The sequence below is a fragment of the Ochrovirga pacifica genome (assembly GCF_000220525.1).
Lineage (GTDB): Bacteria > Bacteroidota > Bacteroidia > Flavobacteriales > Flavobacteriaceae > Ochrovirga > Ochrovirga pacifica.
The window spans coordinates 225,939-246,784 of sequence record NZ_AFPK01000029.1; the positions used below are offsets into that span (position 1 = coordinate 225,939).

General features: G+C 34.1%; 17 protein-coding genes and 1 riboswitch. Of the genes, 4 read left to right on the plus strand and 13 right to left on the minus strand.

The window, feature by feature from the left end:
• Nucleotides 1-24: 24 nt before the first annotated feature.
• Nucleotides 25-1,749 carry a SulP family inorganic anion transporter gene (locus FS85_RS0105700; RefSeq protein WP_010135140.1) on the minus strand — a complete coding sequence of 575 codons (1,725 nt, stop codon included), beginning with the start codon at nt 1,747-1,749 and terminating at the stop codon, nt 25-27.
• Between the two features lie 156 nt (nt 1,750-1,905).
• Between FS85_RS0105700 and serB the strand changes: the two genes are divergently transcribed.
• Nucleotides 1,906-3,135: a phosphoserine phosphatase SerB gene (gene serB, locus FS85_RS0105705; RefSeq protein ID WP_010135141.1), complete on the plus strand. Its 1,230-nt coding sequence runs from the start codon at nt 1,906-1,908 to the stop codon at nt 3,133-3,135.
• A gap of 79 nt (nt 3,136-3,214) precedes the next feature.
• On the opposite strand, the gene FS85_RS0105710 is transcribed toward serB, so the two are convergent.
• From FS85_RS0105710 to FS85_RS16780, 9 genes are all read right to left on the minus strand, one after another.
• Entirely contained in the window at nt 3,215-3,796 is a 582-nt protein-coding gene (locus FS85_RS0105710) for an acyltransferase (protein WP_010135142.1), read from the minus strand.
• Nucleotides 3,797-3,820: 24 nt separating this feature from the next.
• Nucleotides 3,821-4,738, minus strand: coding sequence for a CPBP family intramembrane glutamic endopeptidase (locus FS85_RS0105715; protein ID WP_010135143.1), 918 nt, complete (start codon nt 4,736-4,738; stop codon nt 3,821-3,823).
• On the minus strand, nt 4,720-5,754 hold the full coding sequence (locus tag FS85_RS0105720; RefSeq protein WP_010135144.1) for an o-succinylbenzoate synthase: 1,035 nt from the start codon (nt 5,752-5,754) through the stop codon (nt 4,720-4,722). Before FS85_RS0105720 ends, FS85_RS0105715 begins: the two co-directional genes overlap by 19 nt.
• A gap of 59 nt (nt 5,755-5,813) precedes the next feature.
• Nucleotides 5,814-6,344 (minus strand): SRPBCC family protein, encoded by a 531-nt coding sequence (locus tag FS85_RS0105725; protein ID WP_010135145.1) that lies wholly within the window; start codon nt 6,342-6,344, stop codon nt 5,814-5,816.
• Nucleotides 6,345-6,380: 36 nt separating this feature from the next.
• A complete protein-coding gene (locus tag FS85_RS0105730; protein ID WP_029489290.1) occupies nt 6,381-7,274 on the minus strand; it encodes a 1,4-dihydroxy-2-naphthoate polyprenyltransferase in 894 nt (297 codons plus the stop codon).
• Between the two features lie 55 nt (nt 7,275-7,329).
• Complete coding sequence (locus tag FS85_RS0105735; protein ID WP_010135148.1) at nt 7,330-8,094, minus strand: (Fe-S)-binding protein; 765 nt, start codon at nt 8,092-8,094, stop codon at nt 7,330-7,332.
• 92 nt (nt 8,095-8,186) lie between these two features.
• Nucleotides 8,187-9,503, minus strand: a complete 1,317-nt coding sequence (locus tag FS85_RS0105740) for a (Fe-S)-binding protein (RefSeq protein WP_010135149.1) — start codon at nt 9,501-9,503, stop codon at nt 8,187-8,189.
• A 6-nt stretch (nt 9,504-9,509) separates the two neighbouring features.
• Complete coding sequence (locus tag FS85_RS0105745) at nt 9,510-10,442, minus strand: MlaD family protein (RefSeq protein ID WP_010135150.1); 933 nt, start codon at nt 10,440-10,442, stop codon at nt 9,510-9,512.
• A 20-nt stretch (nt 10,443-10,462) separates the two neighbouring features.
• A complete protein-coding gene (locus FS85_RS16780; protein WP_010135151.1) occupies nt 10,463-12,232 on the minus strand; it encodes an N-acetylmuramoyl-L-alanine amidase in 1,770 nt (589 codons plus the stop codon).
• A gap of 85 nt (nt 12,233-12,317) precedes the next feature.
• Between FS85_RS16780 and FS85_RS0105755 the strand changes: the two genes are divergently transcribed.
• Nucleotides 12,318-14,981 (plus strand): putative LPS assembly protein LptD, encoded by a 2,664-nt coding sequence (locus FS85_RS0105755; RefSeq protein ID WP_010135152.1) that lies wholly within the window; start codon nt 12,318-12,320, stop codon nt 14,979-14,981.
• Here the strand turns inward: FS85_RS0105755 and cdaA are convergent.
• Nucleotides 14,978-15,754 (minus strand): diadenylate cyclase CdaA, encoded by a 777-nt coding sequence (cdaA, locus tag FS85_RS0105760; protein ID WP_010135153.1) that lies wholly within the window; start codon nt 15,752-15,754, stop codon nt 14,978-14,980. The genes FS85_RS0105755 and cdaA overlap by 4 nt on opposite strands.
• Nucleotides 15,755-15,855: 101 nt before the next feature.
• Here cdaA and FS85_RS0105765 point away from each other — a divergent pair, with 101 nt between their 5' ends.
• Nucleotides 15,856-16,371 (plus strand): DUF7935 family protein, encoded by a 516-nt coding sequence (locus FS85_RS0105765; RefSeq protein ID WP_010135154.1) that lies wholly within the window; start codon nt 15,856-15,858, stop codon nt 16,369-16,371.
• A 53-nt stretch (nt 16,372-16,424) separates the two neighbouring features.
• On the opposite strand, the gene FS85_RS0105770 is transcribed toward FS85_RS0105765, so the two are convergent.
• The gene (locus FS85_RS0105770) at nt 16,425-17,492 is read right to left on the minus strand and encodes a YncE family protein (RefSeq protein WP_010135155.1); all 1,068 of its coding nucleotides are present in this window, start codon (nt 17,490-17,492) and stop codon (nt 16,425-16,427) included.
• A gap of 1 nt (nt 17,493) precedes the next feature.
• Nucleotides 17,494-19,383, minus strand: coding sequence for a TonB-dependent receptor plug domain-containing protein (locus tag FS85_RS15195; RefSeq protein ID WP_010135156.1), 1,890 nt, complete (start codon nt 19,381-19,383; stop codon nt 17,494-17,496).
• Nucleotides 19,384-19,410: 27 nt separating this feature from the next.
• Nucleotides 19,411-19,616: riboswitch (cobalamin riboswitch) on the minus strand.
• Between the two features lie 88 nt (nt 19,617-19,704).
• Here FS85_RS15195 and FS85_RS0105780 point away from each other — a divergent pair.
• Entirely contained in the window at nt 19,705-20,826 is a 1,122-nt protein-coding gene (locus FS85_RS0105780; protein ID WP_010135157.1) for an ABC transporter substrate-binding protein, read from the plus strand.
• The last annotated feature ends 20 nt before the right edge of the window (nt 20,827-20,846 follow it).

Below are 20,846 nucleotides of genomic sequence, written 5' to 3' on the forward strand. Positions count from 1 at the left end.
TCTTAGGTTATACAGTAACAAACGTTACATAGTATGTGTATTTTGATGACATATTTCTCTTTGTAAATCGTCTTTACAAACAATGCCATCGTAACAATCTACAGCTTCGTAAGTTCTTACAAACAGGTTTTCTTTTCCTAACAAATCAACCACACCTGCTTTAAAAAGTACATCTCTGGTAGGACCTATTGCTCCTGTAATAAATAATTTTATTCCACGTTGTTGCAAACCTTCTATATAATGTAAAAGCATGGCGTTGGCAGAATTGTCTATATAAGTAATCGCTTCTGCATTTAAAATTATTGCTTTTAGGGTTGTTTTTTGTTTCGCAATTAAACCATCTAGTTTTTCTCTAAAATAATCTTTGTTTCCAAAAAACAACTGTGCATCAAAGCGGAGAATTAATAAATCTTTTCGTTGATTAACTTTATCAAACCTAGAAATGTTTTTAAAGTAGTTACTATCTCCTATTCTAGCTAAAACAGCAATATGTGGTTGAGACGTTCTGTAAATTAACAACAATAAAGACGCTATGACTCCGACTAAAATTCCTTGTGTAATTCCAAAAAACAAAGTGATTAAAAATGTTGCTAATAGCAAAAAAAACTCATCTTTATGCTGTCTCCATAATTTAATAGGGTAAGATACGTCGAACAAATTGACTACAGCTACCAAAATCATAGCCCCTAAAACTGCTTTGGGTAAATCATAAAATAAAGAAGTAAAAAAAAGCAAAATCACCCCTACTACTAAGGCACTTATCCAACTTGCCAATAAAGTTTTTGCTCCCGATTGATTGTTGACTGCTGTTCTTGAAAAACCTCCAGTAGTTGGATAAGCTTGAAACAATGAACCCATAATATTGGCCATTCCTAAAGCTATTAGTTCTTGACTAGGATCTACCTTGTAATTGGTTTCTTTATCTTCTAATGATTTAGATATAGAAATTGCTTCCATAAAAGCAACCAAAGCCAAAGTAATTGCCAAAGGTATTAGGTCTACAACCGGAAGTGAACTAAAAGAAATCCACTGAAAGCTTGGTAATCCTGAAGGAATTTCTCCTATAACAGCAACTCCCTTTTCTTGCAAGGCAAACCAACGCACTACAACAATCCCAACAACCACCACAATTAATGCTGACGGAATTCTAGAAAAGTAGCGTTTGCTTATTACAATTATCACCATAGCCAAACTTCCAATTGCTAAAGTTGTTACATTTAATCCTAATATACCTTGCCAAAGTTGCACTATCACTTCATGGACTTTAGAACTTCCTTGAATTGAAATCCCAAAAACGTGTTTTAGCTGACTTAATCCTATCACTAATGCTGCAGCTGAAGTAAAACCACTAATTACAGGCTTGGATAAAAAATTGACTAAAAAACCCATTTTTAACACCCCCAATAACAACTGCACAGCCCCCATAAACAAGGCTAAAAACAATGCCATTGTAATGTAATTTTCTAAGCCGGTAATTTGCAACGCTCCTAAGCCTGCTGCTACCATTAAAGAATCCATGGCAACAGGTCCCACAGACAATTGTTTAGAAGTACCCAAAAAAGCATAAACAATCTGTGGCATTAAAGCCGCATACAGCCCATATACAGGAGGTAAGCCAGCTACTAAAGCATAGGCCATTCCTTGTGGAATTAATAGAATTCCTACAGTAACACCCGCCATCACATCACTATATAAATCTGACTTTTTATACGTTGACACCCAAGTTGTAAAAGGAAAATATCGTTTCATATTGTTTACTTATACAGCAAAAGTAAGGCTTGTATTAGGCTGTAGCAGTAACAAAAGTTACAGACACAAGTACCCCTAAAAAAACATTAGATATGTTTTTTTATCAACAATAGTTTAACGAATTTTACGGCCTGATTAATCAATTTATAGACTTACATGGCAAACGCACAAAAAGAAGTCATTCTATTAAAAGTTTCTGGGCAAGACAAACCAGGAGTTACTGCTGGTTTAACCTCAGTTCTTGCACAATACAAAGCTACTATTTTAGACATTGGACAAGCAGACATTCACGACACCCTTTCTTTAGGTATGTTGTTTGAAGTTCCTGCAGGCAAAGATTCGGGTCCTGTTTTAAAAGACTTATTGTTTAAAGCGTATGAGTTGGGAATTAGCATAAAGTTTATTCCTATTTCTCTAGAAGACTATGAAAATTGGGTTTCCTCTCAGGGAAAACCTAGGTATATTGTTACCATTTTAGGAGAAACCTTAGCCGCTGAACAAATTGCTGCCGTAACCAAAGTCATGGCAGAAGAAGGATTAAACATAGACTCTATTAAGCGTTTAACAGGTCGTACTTCGTTAATTCAACAAAACGAATCTCCTCGTTCTTGTATTCAGCTGTCCGTTAGAGGCACTGTACTTAATAAAGAAGAAATGACTTCTAAGTTTATGGATATTTCTAGAACTCTAAATGTCGATTTATCTTTTCAAGAAGATAATATATATAGAAGAAACAGACGTTTGGTTTGTTTTGATATGGATTCTACACTTATCCAAACCGAAGTTATTAATGAATTAGCCGATTTGGCTGGTGTAGGAGATCAGGTAGCAGCCATTACAGAATCTGCAATGCGTGGAGAAATAGACTTTAATACAAGTTTTAAAAAACGTATGGCTATGTTAGAGGGGCTAAGCGAAGATGTTTTACAAAACGTTGCTAAAAATTTACCAATTACTCAAGGTGCTCATCGTTTGTTTAAAGCCTTAAAATATTACGGATTTAAAACGGCCATTCTCTCTGGAGGATTTACCTATTTTGCACATTATTTACAAAAAGAATTGGGGATTGATTACGTTCACGCAAATGAACTAGAAATAAAAGAAGGTGCATTAACAGGAAACTATATCGGCGAAATAGTTGATGGAAATAAAAAAGCAGAATTCCTAAAAGCCATTGCTGAAAAAGAAGGGATTCACATCAACCAAACCATTGCTGTAGGTGATGGAGCTAACGATTTGCCAATGTTAAATTTAGCAGGATTGGGGATTGCTTTTCATGCCAAACCAAAGGTAAAAGAAAGTGCAGAAAGCTCTATTTCTAGCCTAGGATTGGATGGAGTTTTATATCTATTAGGCTACCATGACAGACACATCGATTTAGATTAAACTTACCAAACCAACCCATAAAACAAGGCCTTTCTATTCAAACTAGAAAGGCTTTTTTATTTAGAAGATGTTTTATTTCTTATAAAACTCTATGAACCTTATGATTGCTTAATTGATATTTTTGTTGGCTTTCTACACAAGTAGCAAATCCCTTTTCATTAAACTCCAAACGGTGTCCATACTCGCTAACCCAACCAATTTGTTTGGAAGGATTACCCACTACCAATGCATATGCGGAAACAGACTTGGTAACCACTGCACCGGCACCAACCATAGCGTATTCTCCTATAGTGTTTCCACAAATAATAGTGGCGTTTGCTCCGATACTAGCTCCTTTTTTTACCAAAGTCTCTACATAAGCATCTCTTCTAACCACAGCACTTCTTGGGTTTGTAATATTTGTAAACACCATAGAGGGTCCTAAAAACACATCATCTTCACATACAACACCACTGTATATTGATACATTGTTTTGAATCTTCACATTTGCACCCAATACTACCGATGGTGAAACCACTACATTTTGACCAATATTACATCTTTCTCCTATTTGGCAATTTGGCATGATGTGCGAAAAATGCCAGATTTTAGTCCCTTTTCCTATCGTAGCACCAGCATCTATAACAGCTGTTTCATGCACAAAATAAGTTTCGTTTTTCATTTTACCCAATTTTTCTAAGAAATATTAACCTATTAGTTTTTGTTTCCAATGACTCCATTGGTATTTTTTTGCAAAAATATAAATCAGTAAAGGAAATAACCCCGCAACAAGCCCAAGCTCTAACCACAAATTTGGCTGAGATTGGTCTCTAAAAACAGCATGTGTTTGAAAAGCAGTCCAATCTGTAGTAACCAATAGTGCAGTAATTAAATTGTTAGCAGCATGAAAACCAAGAGATAGCTCCATTCCCTCATCCATCAAAGTAATCACTCCTAACAAAAAACCTGTTCCTATATAAAAAATCATAATTCCGTAGCCCAACTTTGCCACTTCAGGATTGCTTAAATGCATCAAACCAAAAGCCACTGAAGTAAATAATAACGGAAACCAATTGGTTTTAGTTGCCAAACCTAAGCCTTGCATTAAATACCCTCTAAAAACGTATTCTTCAAAACTAGTTTGTATGGGAATCATCAACAAAGCAATAACAAACAACACCGCAAATTTTTCTGCATTAAAATTCCAGATTACTTCTTCGGTATTTAGTGCAGCACCCAACAAAATCATTGCAGCGTTAATTCCTCCCCAAATTAAAAAAGAAAAACAAATTCTTTTCCAATCTACTGATGGTCGTGCCGTGGTTAAGTGAGTCCAACGAAAACGATGCAAAAAACGAACTGCGACAATCAACATTAACATTCCTCCCAAAAAAGGAAAGGTCATATACAATAAGGTTAAATTAGAATCCATTAAAGTCATCAAATAGTTAAAATCCTCTACTTTGCTTGCATCTGCAAGTCCTTGAGATACCAAGCTCTGAATTTTACTGCTGTAAGGAATTGAAAAAAGAAACACCCCAACAGTGATTAAAATAATTCCTCCGATATAAGCAAACACTCCTGTTTTTCCTTTTCTAGCTTGTGCTATATAGTTATTTTCCATTCTTTTTTTGTATTGTAATGTATGTTTCCTTGCCTTACTTCTAACGGACTTTTAATGTTATTGGTAAACAAACTCCCTGTTCCCAAACCTTGTGGCAAATTTGACTCCAAAGTATAAGTATATTGACTAATAGCATTTAGTCCTATATTACTTTCAAGGGCAGAAGTAACCCAATAAGGTATTTTTTGTTTATTAGCTAAGGAAATCCATTCGTTACTACCGTAAAAACCACCTACCAAACTCGGCTTTAAAATAATGTATTGTGGTTGAATTTCTTGTAGCACTTCTTTTTTTTGTTGGTACGAGAATACGCCTATCAACTCTTCGTCCAATGCAATAGGAACTGGCGTTTTTCTGCATAAATCCTGCATCTCTTTTATTTGTCCTTGTTGGATGGGCTGCTCTATAGAATGCAAATCGTAGGCCGATAAACGATCTAATTTTTGTAGAGCATTTTTGGAAGTAAATGCTCCGTTAGCATCAACACGTAGTGTAATTTCTTTTGATGAAAATTGCTTTCTTATAGCCGCTAATAACTTTAATTCTGTATCAAAATCAATAGCTCCTATTTTCATTTTTATTGTATTAAAACCTGCCTTTAACTTGTCTTCTATTTGTTGTTGCATAAAACTCTCATTCCCCATCCAAATTAACCCATTGATAGGAATACTTGCTTCTCCTTTTGTAAAATCAGAAGGAAATAACTCAAAGTTTCCAACGCTTTCTAATGATAAAAAAGCTTGCTCTAATCCGAATTGGATGGACGGAAACTCTAAAAGCTCTGCTCGTAGTTGTTCTAATCCTAAATAAATATGTTGGCAAGCCCAAGTTAATTTTTCTTCATAATCATTTCTATCATCTGCACTTAAACCTCTAAAAAGACCTGTTTCTCCATAACCTATTTTTTCCTGATCGCTAATAACAATAAAGTAGGTTTCTTTGGTTTGTAGCACCCCCCTTGAAGTACCGGATGCTTGTTTAAAATTGAGAATGTATTTGGTATAATTTGCTTTCATATGCTAAAAAACCTTTTGACAAAACATCAAAAGGCCTTTATTTCTAAGTTTACTAACTATTATTTTTCTAGAATAATTTTGGCATCATTTAATCCTTGCTCAAAGTCTTTTCCTATGATTTTGTCTAGGTCCAAAAAGGTCATAATCATAGATTCTAAAACGCCATACTTAGCATTATAACCCCATGTTACTTTAGTTTTATTGCCTTGTTCTTCAAAAATTAAAAAACCCTCTGAAGTAGTTTCCATAGGAGTTTTAAATCTTAGTTCGGAATAAATTTCTTTATTTGGTACCATAGAAGTAATCTCTTGTTCTCCGCTTCCCACTTGTTCGTGCTCAGAATACCATGCATGTACAGAACCTACAGAATTTCCTGCTCCTATATATTCGTGTCTTGCCGATGGATCTTTTTTAGCCCAAGGAGACCATTCTTCCATATTTTGCAAAGATGCAAAATAAGGATACACCACATTTACAGGCTTTTGGATTACAATTGATCGTTTTACGGTTTCCGTTTTTGGGGCAGCAATTGCAAAAATTACAATGATTAGCAACAGCAGTCCTGCTCCGTATAAAAAAAACTTTTTCATGTTTAGTTGTGGTTATGTTTAGCTCTTCTAAAAATATTAAATAATCAAACCTAAACCAAAAAGAATAGCAAACAAAAATGTACTTAAGGCCACCTTTTTCAATTCTGGATCTAACAAAACAGGCTCTTGATTGTGCAAGACGGTAATTAGGTGTTTTATTAAAGGTAAAAAAGCAATTACAAACAAAAAACCTGCTACAGTTCCTGGGTGAAATGCTTTGTACCAAACAACAGTAGTCATACCTCCTACAATCAAAAAATAATGATAAATTTTGGCTTTTCTAGTTCCTAATTTAACCACCAAAGTATTTTTATGGGCTAAAATATCCGAAGCTCTATCTCTTAAATTGTTTAGATTTAAAACTGCTGTACTAAAAAAACCTACAGTGATTGCAGGCAAAAAAGACAACCAACTGACTTGCTGAGTGTACAAAAATTCTGTTCCTACAACTGCTAGCAAACCAAAAAACAGAAATACAAAAACATCTCCTAATCCTGAATATCCGTATGCTTTTTTTCCTACTGTATATTTAATGGCTGCAGCTATAGAAGCCAATCCTAATAAGAAAAAAACAAACGACATTAGATAGTTTTCTTTTCCAAAAGCGGTGAAAATTAACAACAGTGCAATAACTAAAGTAACACCTATTGTAATGTACATTCCCTTTAACATCTGTTTTGGGGTGATAACCCCACTTTGCAAAGCTCTTTCTGGACCAATACGGTGCTCGTTGTCTGTTCCTTTTACTCCATCTCCATAATCGTTGGCAAAATTAGACAATACCTGAAAACCTACAGTGGTTAACAAAGCCAGTATACAGATATCCCAACGGAACATTTCCTTTTCAGCAGCTAAAAAACTCCCTACAATAATTCCAGATAAAGACAAGGGAAGTGTTCTTAATCTAGCGGCTTGAATCCAATGTTTCATACAATTCAAAAAAACAAGATTCAAAACAATGTTTTGAATTTTGGGATTTATTCTTTTATAATTTTAATGCTTCTGCAAGTATCTCTGCAACATCTTTTACATCTACCTTTTCTTCTTGCTTTTCATTTTTTACACCGTCTGTCATCATGGTATTACAAAAAGGGCATCCAGTAGCAATAACATCTGGCTGCAAGGTTAGTGCTTCTTTGGTTCGCATTACATTTACATCCATAAAACCTTTTTCAGGTTCTTTAAACATTTGCGCTCCTCCAGCACCACAACAAAAAGAATTATTTTTAGATCTTGGCATTTCTATCAAATTCACTCCAATGGATTTTAAAATTGTTCTTGGAGCTTGGTACTCTTTATTGGCTCTTCCCAAATAACACGGGTCGTGAAAAGTAATTGTTTTTTGATTTAACTGAATGTTTTCAACTTCTAATTTGCCTTGCTTAATTAATTCTGCTAAAAGCTGTGTATGGTGTATTACTTGGTATTTCCCTCCTAGTTCTGGATATTCGTTTTTAAGTGTATTGTAAGAATGTGGGCAAGCGGTTACGATCTTTTTTACATTGTACATGTTCATCACCTCTATATTGGTCATGGCTTGCATCTGAAACAAAAATTCATTTCCTGCTCTTTTAGCAGCATCGCCACTAGAGCTTTCTTCTGTTCCTAATACAGCAAAATCTACATCGGCTTTGTTTAATAATTTTACAAAAGCTCTTGTAATTTTTTTTGCTCTGTCGTCAAAACTTCCAGCAGATCCTACCCAAAACAAATACTCTGGTTCTTTTCCTTGGGCAAATACATCTGCCATAACTGGGACTTTTAACATAAATACGAATGATTATAATTACGAATTACGAAGTAATGATATTCGTAATTTCTAATTGTTAATTTCTAATTGTTTTACTCTTCTTCAACCCAATTCAATCGATCCATTTGATTGTATTGCCAAGGAGCTCCATTATTTTCTACGTTGGTCATCATGGCATTTAGTTCTTGTGGTGCTGCAGATTGCTCCATCACTAGATACTGTCTCATTTCCATAATAATCGATAGCGGATCAATGTTTACTGGACATTCTTCTACACAAGCATTACATGTAGTACATGCCCATATTTCTTCTTGTGTAATGTAATCTTCTCCTAATAATTGTTTTCCATCATACTCAAACACTCCTTTGTTTTGGTCTATGTTTTTTCCTATTTCTTCTACCCTATCACGTGTTTTCATCATAATAGCCCTAGGAGATAGTTCTTTTCCTGTTTGATTAGCTGGACATACCGAAGTACATCGACCACACTCTGTACAAGTGTAAGCGTTCATTAATTGTACCCAGCTTAAATCTGTAGCATCGCTTGCTCCAAATTTTTCAGGTTCTGCATCTGTAGCTGTATCGGGTGTAGCGTATGGATCTGCATTGGGGTCTAACATCATTTTAACCTCATTGGTTACTGTTTTGTTGTTAGGAAAATACCCTTTAGGCTTTAAGTTGGCATAAAATGTATTGGGAAATGCTAGTAGTATATGTAGGTGTTTGGAGTAATATAAGTAATTAAGAAAAATCAAAATCCCTACAATATGCAACCACCATGCAATACGTTCTACCAAATGCATGGTTTCGGTTGATAGATTTAGAAATAAAGGATGAATGAACTGACTGATTACATTCCCAACTCCAGCTTCTTGTAAATCTACATCACTGGCATTCATAATTAAAAACAAAGACATCAATACCATCTCAAAATACAAGATGTTATTTCCATCATTTTTTGGCCAGCTAGTCATTTCTTTGCTTAAAAAACGACTAATTTCTATTACATTTCTTCGAATCCAAAAAACAACCACTGCTGCAAAAACAAGCACTGCTAAAATTTCAAAAGTTCCGATTAAAAATCCGTAAACAGAGGTTCCTAAGATGGGTAAAAACAATCGATGTGTTCCTAACAATCCGTCTAAAATAATTTCTAAAACCTCTACATTAATGATAATAAACCCTAAGTACACCACTATATGTAACAAACCAGAAACAGGTCTACGTACCATTTTAGATTGGCCTAACGCAATCTTTATCATGTTTTTCCATCGTTCCGAAGTATTGTCTGAACGGTCTACTTGCTTACCTAATTGTATATTACGGATTAGTTTTTTTACGTTACTAACAAAGTAATAAATTCCTGCAATTAAGATAATTGCAAACAGTATATTGGGAATCCACTGCATAAACTATTAATTTTCTTTAGGTTCTTGATAAGGTTTTTCCTTTTTCCCAAACAATGAAAAGTGAACAAATCTTTTTGGATGTTCTTTTACATCTCTAAGTAATTGTTCTAACTCTTTGGATGCAGCTTCTAAATTGTTATACAATTTTTCGTCTTTGGCTAACATTCCAATAGTTCCTTTTCCTTTTTGTATATCAGAAGTAATGTTATTTAAATCTGTTAAAGTATTGTTTAACTTGTTAGAAATAGCAACTATTTCTACTTTAGACAACGAATCAGAAAAGACTTTTAGGTTTTCTGTAGATTGATTTACATTACTTAATGTTTCGTCTATTTCTGCATTTACTTTTTGAGTAGTATACTCTAAGTTAGTTAAAATTTTGTTTAAACTAGCAAAACTTTCTTTTACATCTCCTACTGTTTCTTGATCTAGCATGTGGTTTGTCTTTACCAACACAGAGTCTAAGTGCTCTAAAACACTTTCTATTTTTGATTGCAAAGGATCTAACTTATTTGTTAAACTAGATAGAGCTCCAGGTTCTACACCACCAACAAAGGTTGTTCCGGATACTGCAATATCTCCCTTTTTTGTAGGAACAATTACCATGTAGCTTCCTCCCATTAAATTGCTCTGAATCTTAACTTTACTTTCTTTAGAAAACGTAATTTTATTATCAACATCAAACTCCACCATTACTTCTCCAAAGTGTTCGCTATCTTTTATAAAATAAACATCGGTTACAGACCCTACATTCATTCCGCTCATCATTACTGGGCTAGATTTTTTAAGACCATTAACCGTTTTAAACACCGAAAAATAAGTATAGGTTCCTCCGTCAAATAAATTTCTTCCTTTTAAATAGGTAAAACCCCAGTAGAACAAGGATAAAATCAATAATGTTGCGAAACCAGCTTTTAATTCTTTTGAAATCTTTATCATGCAACGAAAATACGAATTATTTAATTTGTTTGAAGACTTAAGGCTTCTTTTAAGGTTATTCTTTTGTTATTTAGAAACGCTACAATAAATGCGGACTTATAACGTTTTTGTTGTGCTTCTTCTAAATATTCCTTTGCTTTATTATAACTTGTTGTTCTTCCCAAATAATATTTATAGTAATTTCCAACTTTTACGGCCTCTACCTCGCTCAACCCTTTAAAGTTTTTGGGGGCAGTATTTATTTTTTGAGTAGAAGATGCAATCTGTACTTTGTACAAAACTCTTTGTTCTGTTGCTGATGAATTTGTACTTTTTAATTGATTTACAATAGTTCCATCCTTATTAAAAGCAACTATAAACGCAGAACGGTAACCTTTCTGCTTAGCTAGGCTTAGTGCTTTTTCTGCGGCTTCTTTTTCAGAATAGGGTGACATGTAGTATTTGTACCCTCCATCTACAGGAACTCGCTCTACATTCTTAATTCCTTTAAAATTATACGAAGAGGCTGTAATTCTTTTTTTACCCGAAGCCAACTGTACTTTGTAGTAAACTGACTGTGCATTATTTATTTTTTCTTCTTTAATTTCTTTATAAACTTCTTTTATTTCTTTTGCTGGAATTTTTTCTTCTGTTTTTTCTTCAATTTTTTGTTGTGCAGAGAACACGGTTCCATCTGCATTAAAAGCCACTACAAAGGCTGAACTATATCCTTTTTTCTTTGCCATTTGCAAAGCCAATTGTGCTTTATTTTTGGTTAGGTACTTGCTCATGTAGTACTTGTAGCCTCCATCAACTTTTACTCGTTCTACATTTTTAATACCTTTAAAATTATAAGAACTTGTTCTTACTTTATTCTTTCCAGAAGCCAGTTGAACTTTGTAATACACAGCACCAGGAATGGTTTCGGTCACAACTTCTTCAACCTCTACAATTTCATCTACAGCCTCTGTAACTTCTTTTGATGATTGTAAAAAATCAGCATCGGCAACATTTAGTTTTTGTACCTTGTAATAGTCTAATATAGAATTAGAAATTGCCTTAGACATTTGTTCTTGTCCTTCTTTAGAATACAAATACCTTCCTTCTATTCTGTTCGTTAAAAAGCCCGTTTCTATAAGTACACTTGGCATATAAGTTTGATACAAAACCACAAAACCTGCTTGTTTTACCCCTCGGTTAACACGATGTAGTTTTTTCTCGAACTCTTCTTGTATTAAACTTGCTAACAATAAACTTTGATCCAAATATTCTTCTTGTTCTAAAGACAAACCAATAACCGATGTGGGCGACTTAGGATCAAAACCCTGATAGCGTTCTTGATGATTGTCTTCTTGCAAAATCACTTCATTCTCTGCCTTTGCCACTCTAAAATTTCGCTCATTGGCATGCAAACCTAACACCCATGTTTCCGAACCTATAGCCTGACTTGTATGAGCATTGCAATGTACTGATACAAACAAATCTGCATCGGCCTCGTTGGCAATATCGCCACGTTTCCACAAATCAACAAATACATCTTTTTTTCGAGTGTACAATACTTTAATTCCTGGTACGCTTTCTAATAACTTTCCTGTTCTTAGTACAATATTAAGAGCCACATCTTTTTCTTTAGCTCCTTTGTAACCTATTTTTCCTGGGTCTTTACCTCCATGACCAGCATCCAACACTACCAAAAAGGGCTTTTGTTGTGCCTTAGCTACAGACATCATCAATAAGAAAACCCAAAAAATCACGTTTTTAATTTGTTTTCTAGAAAACTTAGGATATTTAAAGGGTCTAATCGATTTCATCTATAAATTTTAATTATTTTTGGGCACTAATTGGCACTTGATTTGTTGCCTTTTTTTTGACTATACAAAAATAGGACTTAAAGCATTGCAAACAAACAGACTTTACATTCTTTTCATAGCTTTCGCATCACTTGTAAGTTATTCTAGTTCCTTTTCTCAAGAAAAAGATAGCATTGCTTCCTTACCTTCTTTGGATAAAGATTTTACTATTACAAACGACAGTATTCCCCAAAACGTATCTGTTGAAAATGATACTTTGGCAAAAAGTGATAGCATCCCCGCAAAAAAAGAAGCCATTCAATTTATTATAGAGCACGCAGCTGAAGATTATATACATGAAGATGTAATAAACAAAAGAGTAAAACTATACAACCAAGCACATGTGGTATATGATGAATATGATATTGTTTCTGGACAAATGCTGATAGACTATCAAACAAATACGGTAGTTGCCAAAGGAATTCCCGATGAAGATGGAAAATATTCACAACTTCCTGTTTTTAAAACCAAAGCCAACGAAACCACACAGGATTCTTTAATTTTTAATTACAAAACAAAAAAAGCAATTATTTACGGCTTGGAAACAGAGCAAGATGGTATTAATACTTTGGGAGAAAAAACCAAAAGAGTAAATGACTCTACCATTTTTGTAAGAAACATTATTTTTACAACCTCTGACCCAAGAAACCCAGATTATTACTTAAAAACCACCAAGGCAAAAGTAGTTCCAGGTAAAAAAATTATAACAGGCCCCACCAATCTAGTGTTAGCAGATGTGCCCACCCCGCTTATTTTTCCTTTTGCTTATTTTCCACTAACAAAAAAAAGAACATCAGGAATTATTTTTCCAACTTATGGAGAATCGTATAACCAAGGTTTTTTCTTACAAAATGGAGGTTATTACTTAGCAATTAGCGATTATTTTGATTTAAAGTTAACTGCAGACATTTACTCTAACAGTAGTTGGGGGTTTAATGCAGCTTCTTCATACAAAGTTCGATACAAGTTTAGCGGACAGTTTGAATTTAACTATGATAATCTTATTACAGGAATAGAGGGTTTTAGCAATTATTCTGAACAAAAAAACTTTAACCTTCGTTGGTCTCATAGTCAAGATTCTAAAGCATCACCTAACAATCGTTTTACCGCATCGGTAAACTTGGGTAGTAGCCAGTATTTTAGACAATCTGTAAATGAATCTAACACAGGAAACGCACTAAACAATACATTAAGTTCTTCTATTTCATACTACAAAAAATTTGTAGGAACTCCGTTTAACATGACTTTAGGAGCCACACATAGACAAAACACCAATACTCAAATTGTAACTGCTACTTTGCCTTCTTTACAATTAAACATGGATCGTTTGCAGCCGTTTGCTCCTAAAAGTGGAACGGCTAAAAATGCACTGCAAAAAATTGGATTGAACTATTCTTTTAAAGCAGAAAACAGAGTAGAAGCTCTTGAAGATGAGTTTTTTAGCGGAGCAATTTTAGACAAGGCAAAAAACGGTGCACAACACAACGTAAGTTTAAGCACCAATATGAAAGTTTTAAAATACTTTTCTCTTTCTCCCAACTTAACTTACAGGGAGGTTTGGTATACTAAAAAAATTAATAAAGAATACGACCCTGTGGCAGAAGAAATTGTAACAGATACTTTATCTGGATTTAATGCTTTTAGAGATTACAGTACTTCGGCATCGTTAAGTACTACTGTGTATGGTATGTATGGATTCAAAGGAAAAAAGCTAAAAGCCATCCGCCATACCATGAGGCCCTCTATTAGCTACAGTTACAAACCTGACTTTGGTTTTTATTACGACGAAATCCAAAGAAATGCAGAAGGAGAAACACAAACTTACTCTCAGTTTGAAGGAGGGATTTACGGACAACCCTCTACAGGTATAACCAATGCTGTTAGCTTTAGCTTAGCTAACAGTTTAGAAGCCAAAGTTGCAGACCCTGAAAGCCTTGAAGGAGAAGATAAAAAAATCAACCTACTGAATTCGCTTAATCTTAGTACAGCTTATAACTTTGCGGCTGAAAGTTTTAAACTTTCTAATTTTAATTTAACCGCAGGAACCACTTTGTTCAAAAAGATGAACATAAATATGGGAGCTACCTTAGACCCCTATGATTTGGATGAAAATGGAAGAAGAGTAGATCGTATGAGTTACAAAAACGGAGGACCATTAGTGCGTTTAACTAGTGCTCGTTTTAGTACAGGTTATTCTTTTTCTAGCAAAGATTTTGACAAAAAGAAAAACGGTCAAAAAACCGAAGAAGAAACAACTCCTCTAGATCAAGATATGTTTGGCCAGAACCTATCTAATACCAACGATTTTCAACACGAAGAAGAAAGTGATGAGGCTGGAGCAAAAAAAGAAAAAGACAAAAACTTACCACAATATGTTTCTTCTATGCCATGGAACATTCGCTTTTCTTACTCTACCAACTACACCAACTCTAACGGTAATGGACGTGTTACAGGAAACTCATTAACTGTTTCGGGAGACGTAGAATTAAGCCCAGGATGGAAAGTGGGAGCTTCATCTGGATATGATTTTGTAAATAACGGAATTACCTACACCAACTTAAGGTTTAGCAGAGATTTAAGTAGTTGGAGCATGAACTTTAACTGGGTTCCTTTAGGAAACAATAGTTCTTACTACTTTTTTATAGGAGTTAAATCTTCTGTGCTAAGTGATTTAAAGTGGGACAAACGTAATGTAAACAGAGACTTTTAACTTAAATACATACGTACTTTTTCTTGAAGTTCATTCAAACCATTGTACAGCTCAAACTCTCCATCAACAACAAATGAAATTTCTCCCGTTTCCTCAGAAACAACCAAACACATTGCATCTGTTTTTTCTGTAATTCCAATAGCTGCCCTATGTCTTAATCCAAACCTTTTGGGCAAGGTAGAATTGTCCGACAATGGCAAAACAACACGTGTGGCAATAACCTGATTTTCTCTTACCACAATAGCACCATCGTGCAAAGGACTGTTTTTGTAAAAAATACTTTCTAGTATAGGTCCATTGATTTCTATTTTCATTTTATCACCACGTTCTCTTAAAAAATCAAGACTGCTATTGCGTTCTATTACAATCAATGCTCCTGTTCTCGATTTCCCAAATTTCTCGCACGTATGCAACAATACTTCTACATCTAAATCAATGGTGATTTCTGCTCGTAAAAATTTCAGCTGTTTCATCAGGTTTTTTCTCCCTTTTAGATTGGTTGACCCTAGCATCAACAAAAATTTACGCATTTCTGGGTGAAATATAATGATCAATGCTATAGCACCTCCACTAATCAAATTTCCCAACAAAGAACTTAGCATTTCCATATGCAAAGCCTCGGTCGTTTTGTAAATCAAAAAAACAATGGCAATTCCTAAAAAAATATTAATAGCTACAGTTCCTTTTAACAATTTATATACATTGAATAGCAAAAAAGCAACCAACAGAATATCCAACAAATCAACAAAACGAAAATCTAAAAATTCAAACACAGATAACTCTTATTTTTATTTGCTTAAAAGTACGCATTTTTATAGAATCTGATATTTTGACAAGCAAAAACTAAGGTTTATATTCGTTGAAAATTTAAAGCATGAATGACTTTATTGAAGTTTTAAAATATACTTTTCCTTCTTTAATTACTGGGGGGGTTGCTGCCTTTTTTCTGAAACAAATGATGGCAAGCGAATACAACAAACGTAAGTTTGATGCTTTTGCGGAAAAGAAAAAAAACAGTTTGCCCATACGTTTACAAGCATACGAGCGTATGACCTTGTTTTTGGAACGTATTCATTTAAAAAACATAACAGAACGTATAGCTCCGTATGAAGCCAACAAAATTGAGTATGCCAAATCTTTAATTGTACAAATTAATGCTGAGTTTGAGCACAATTTGGTACAACAAATTTACGTGAGTGAGGAGTGTTGGAAAACCATTGTAAATGCCAAAGAAACCATTTTGAACATGATTACTGCCGAAAGCATGAAAGACCACATTCACAGCGGAAAAGAATTGCAACAAGCTTTGTTTACTATTTCCAAAGACAACGTATTGGCAACCACAGTAGCACAGCAATATTTACAACAAGAAGCCCAAGAACTTTTTTAGGCAAAATAAGCCTGGTTTTCCAGGCTTATTTTTACAAACTAATTGTTAGTGTACTACTCTAGCACATAAATTTTAGCCGCTCCTAAAGCTACTTTTGACGTATAAATTTCTTCTCCAGAATCCAAGTCGTATATATAGTAATCTCCTTGTGCTTTGTAAGCTCCTGCATCTACTCCATGCAATTCATTATTACTTACTGCCATCCCCGATAAGGTTTTAGAAATCAAAGCTTCTGTTGCCAAACTTGTTGCGTTTTCAGCAATTTTATATACATTTCCATTGGTGTAATAAAAAATTTGGTCATTGCTAAAGGCCATTAAACTTGGATGCACACCTTCTTCAAAAGTAACACTTCTACTAACGGTATTTGTAGCTATATCAATTGTTTGTATAGCTCCAATAGTATGCCCTCCTACGGTATAATCTGCATTGTAAAGAAGTCTTCCTTCCGACAAAACAACTAGGTTTCCGTTGTTGTTAAAAAACATTTCATCTGGATTATCTTCTACTTCTATTTCGGTAACTACATCGGTAGTCAAATCTATTACAGAAACTACATTATTATAAGTATATGCTCCTTTATGACTTACATACAATTTTCCGTTTTTAGCAATCACTTGCTCTGGTCCATTGCTTACAGCTATTTTTTTAACAACACTATTATTTGTTAAGTCTACCACGGCTATAAAATCATCTGCTTCAGAAAAAGGATCTCCCCAATTGCTTACATAAGCGTTGTTATTTACCACAGTCATATATCTTGGAGTTTGTAAACCTGTAGTAATTTCTCCTTTTTTTATAAAAGTAGCTTTGTCTACCATAGTAACTGTGTTTGCATTGTCTACTATAAGATAAGCATTGTCCTCGGTAAAAGCTATAGACTGTAAAAAAGTTCCTAATTCTACCCCGTTGGCACTTAAATAAATAAACTGATATTTTACAGAACGATCTGTTGCTACGTAAGATATAGAACCGGTTCCAGCACTAGAACCTTCCCCACTTATTAACACTCCTTTTGAGTAATCTCTGTTTACCATTTCAACAGAGCTATCATCATCCTGACAAGAGACAACTAGAATGGCTATGCTTAAAAATTGTAAAAATAGTTTTGTGATTTTCATTTTAATTAAATTTATAATTGATGTTTATTTGATAATTTCTTCCTGGCATAGGACGTAGTCTTGAAAACTGATATAGTTGATTGGTTAAGTTTTTCACGGACAACCCTAAGTGAATTTGATGTTTTTTGTCTGTCAATTGACACCCCAATCCTGCGTTAAAAATTCCAAAACCACCTAGTTGTAGTTGCTCTAAATTGTCTTCGGAAGTATACACACTACTTTGTGTTAAATTTTGTAGATATACATCCCATTTTTTTAGTTGATAAGAGAATTTGGCATTTAACAAATGTTGAGGCACAAAAATGAGCATCTTATTAGTTTTTTCATTTTTGGCATCAGTAAAAGTATAATTGGTAGTTAATTGTACATTCGATTTTTGATGAATCCAATACTTCCAACCCAAAAACAACTCCCCTCCTTGATGGTACGAAGCTTCTATATTCATGGGACTCCAAGCATTTGGAGTGGCTAGATTTGCATTGGGTACCCATACTATTTTATCATCAACATCCATCCAAAAAAGCGTAGATTTAATCGTTAAATTTTGATGTATAACTTGGTAACCAAGTTCAATTTGTTTTGCTGTTTCTGGTCTTAGATTTAAGTTTCCTTGCCCTGGCCAATACAAATCATTAAAAGAAGGAACTCGATAATTTGTTCCTAGATTTAATAGAACTTTATGATTTTTTTTTAAATTAAATTCTCCTGCTAAAGAAGCAATTACGGGAACTCTAAAATCAGAATTCCACTCTTTTTTTAGCTCTATATGATAATTCAGTCGTTCACACAATTCGGATTCTACTCCCAAAACAACAGCAAATTGTTCTCTATTTTTTTTAGAGATTTGATTGGTTTCCCCCTCAATACGTTGTAAATCGGTAGACCAACTAAACCTAGTGCCACCATTTTTTTTATAACTTACATCATAATTGGCTATGTACGTTGTAGAATTTCCGTAATCGTAGTTATGCTTATTTTTATTTTCGTAATAACGATATTCTTGTGTTAAATAAGCCGTTTTTAACAGATGATGCCAATGTTTTTTTTGCCAATCCCAAGTTAACAAATTGCGTTGGTTAGCATCTTTGTATTTCTCATCGGCAGCAGAAGGATTAGGTAGTGCCCCAGAAAATAATCGATCTCCACGATACCATGTACTGTAAAACTGTAACGTACTAAAGGGGTTTATTTGATACCCACCACTTAGATTAAAACTATAATTTTGATAAGCTCCATTTTCATTTTTTAAAAATTTACCTTCTTTATCCTTGTATCGATCATCAATCAAATCATAATCATTAGCAGATTGATGATAGGTAGTCCCCAATTTAAAAGACCATTTTTGAGTACCTACATGCGCATTTACAACATTAGATGTAGTGTTAAAACTACCATAGGAAGACAATACCTGTACTTTTTGATGGTCTTTATAATATAAAAAATCGTTTAAATGCACAGTACCTCCTATAGCACCTGAACCATATTTTATAGAACCTCCACCACTTTTTACCAAAATCTCATCAGAGGTAGCAATCGAAATTCCATTTAAATCTGTTTGGCCCAATCCAAAGTTATTAATGTTAATTCCATTCCACAAAAAGGCAGTATTAGATGCCGATGTACCTCTGAACCTAGCAGAACTAGCTCCTCCGTTCCCAGTATCTCGGATAGCAATAGGAGAATTAAATCGTAATGTTTCGGTGGGGTTGTTGTTGTTTTGAGCAATATCTTTGGCTGTTATAGCAATTATTTTTTGCCCTGTAACTTTTTGTTTTACATACTTATCAGCCACCAATACAACAGTTTCCAAACGCTGTATAGAATCGGTTTGAGCTGTGGTTTTAAGCCCACAAAAAAGCCCTATCAAAAAAATAGTGTTACATAGTTTCATGCTAATTTTCTTTTGCTCCCGAAAGAATGTTTAGTGTTGATACTGGCAGGTCTCCTGACTCACGTCTTGTTACTACCTTCCCATTAAAAAACAGTGGTTTAAGAATGTAACAAGCACCTTATCGGCAAAGTTTACAGTTGCGGGGACAGTTCTTGATTTTCACAAGATTCCCTTTTAATTTTAAATGCTTCTTTATTAGAAATCACCTAAAAACCAAAATCGCTGCAAAGCTACGTTGTTTTTAACAATCCATCACACAGAAAAAGATTTATTTTGATTGCCTAATGAATTTGAGCCATCTTTGCAATAAATTATTTTTGCATGAAATTTATCTTTTATACGCTTTTACTTTTGATATGTTATGCTTGCCAGCCTAAAAAGCAACATTCATCTATCACACAACAAAGTAACTTAAAATATGCTACAGGCTTTAGTTATCAACATTTTAAAAAGCTGACCAAAGTTACAGTATACAAACCTTTTAAAAATGCTTCTTATTCGTTTGAATACCTCATCATTACAGGAGATACTGTGGTACAACCTCAACACCCCAATCAATTTATAATCAAACAACCAGTAACAAAATTAATTGCAAGTTCTACCACACAAATTCCTGTTTTAGAAGCTCTAAATAGTCAATCTTTGTTAAAAGGTTACCCTAATACAGCATACATTTCTTCTAAAAAAACAAGAGCATTGATTGATAAAGGAAAGGTGCTAGACTTGGGACATGAAGAAGATATGAATACAGAGTTGGTACTTAACTTAAAACCTGATGTAATTTTCACTTTTGGTGTAAACCATTTAAGCAAGCAATTTTCAATCTTTAAAAAAGCTGGAATTCCATTAGTTGTTGATGCTAGCTGGCTAGAGAAAAATCCTTTAGGAAGGGCTGAATGGATTAAGTTTTTTGCTTTGTTCTTAGGAAAAGAAAAAGAAGCTTCCTTTATTTTTGATGAAATAGAAAAAAATTACACAACTGTTCTAAAAACTGTTTCGCAGACAACACATCACCCTAAAGTATTGTACGGAGATTTATTTCAAGACGTATGGTACGCTCCTGCTGGAGAAAGCTATATGGCCAAAATTTTAAGAGATGCCCAAATGGATTACTTATGGAAAGGTACTAAAGGAACAGGTAGTTTGTCTTTATCTTTTGAACGAGTGTTTTTAGAGGCCAAAGATGCTGCTATTTGGTTGGCTCCTGGAATTGCCAAAAACAAAGAACAATTAATAGATATGAATGTACATTACCAACAATTTTCTCCTTACAAAAACGATCAAATATATAGCTACGCCAATGCAACTGGAGCAACAGGTGGTTTGTTGTTTTTTGAATTAGGAGCTCTAAGACCAGATTATATTCTAACTGACTTGGTGAAAATTGCACACCCAAAATTGTTAACAGACAAGAAGTTTACCTTTTTTGAGAAATTGCCATAAAAAAAACTACTCGTATAGTT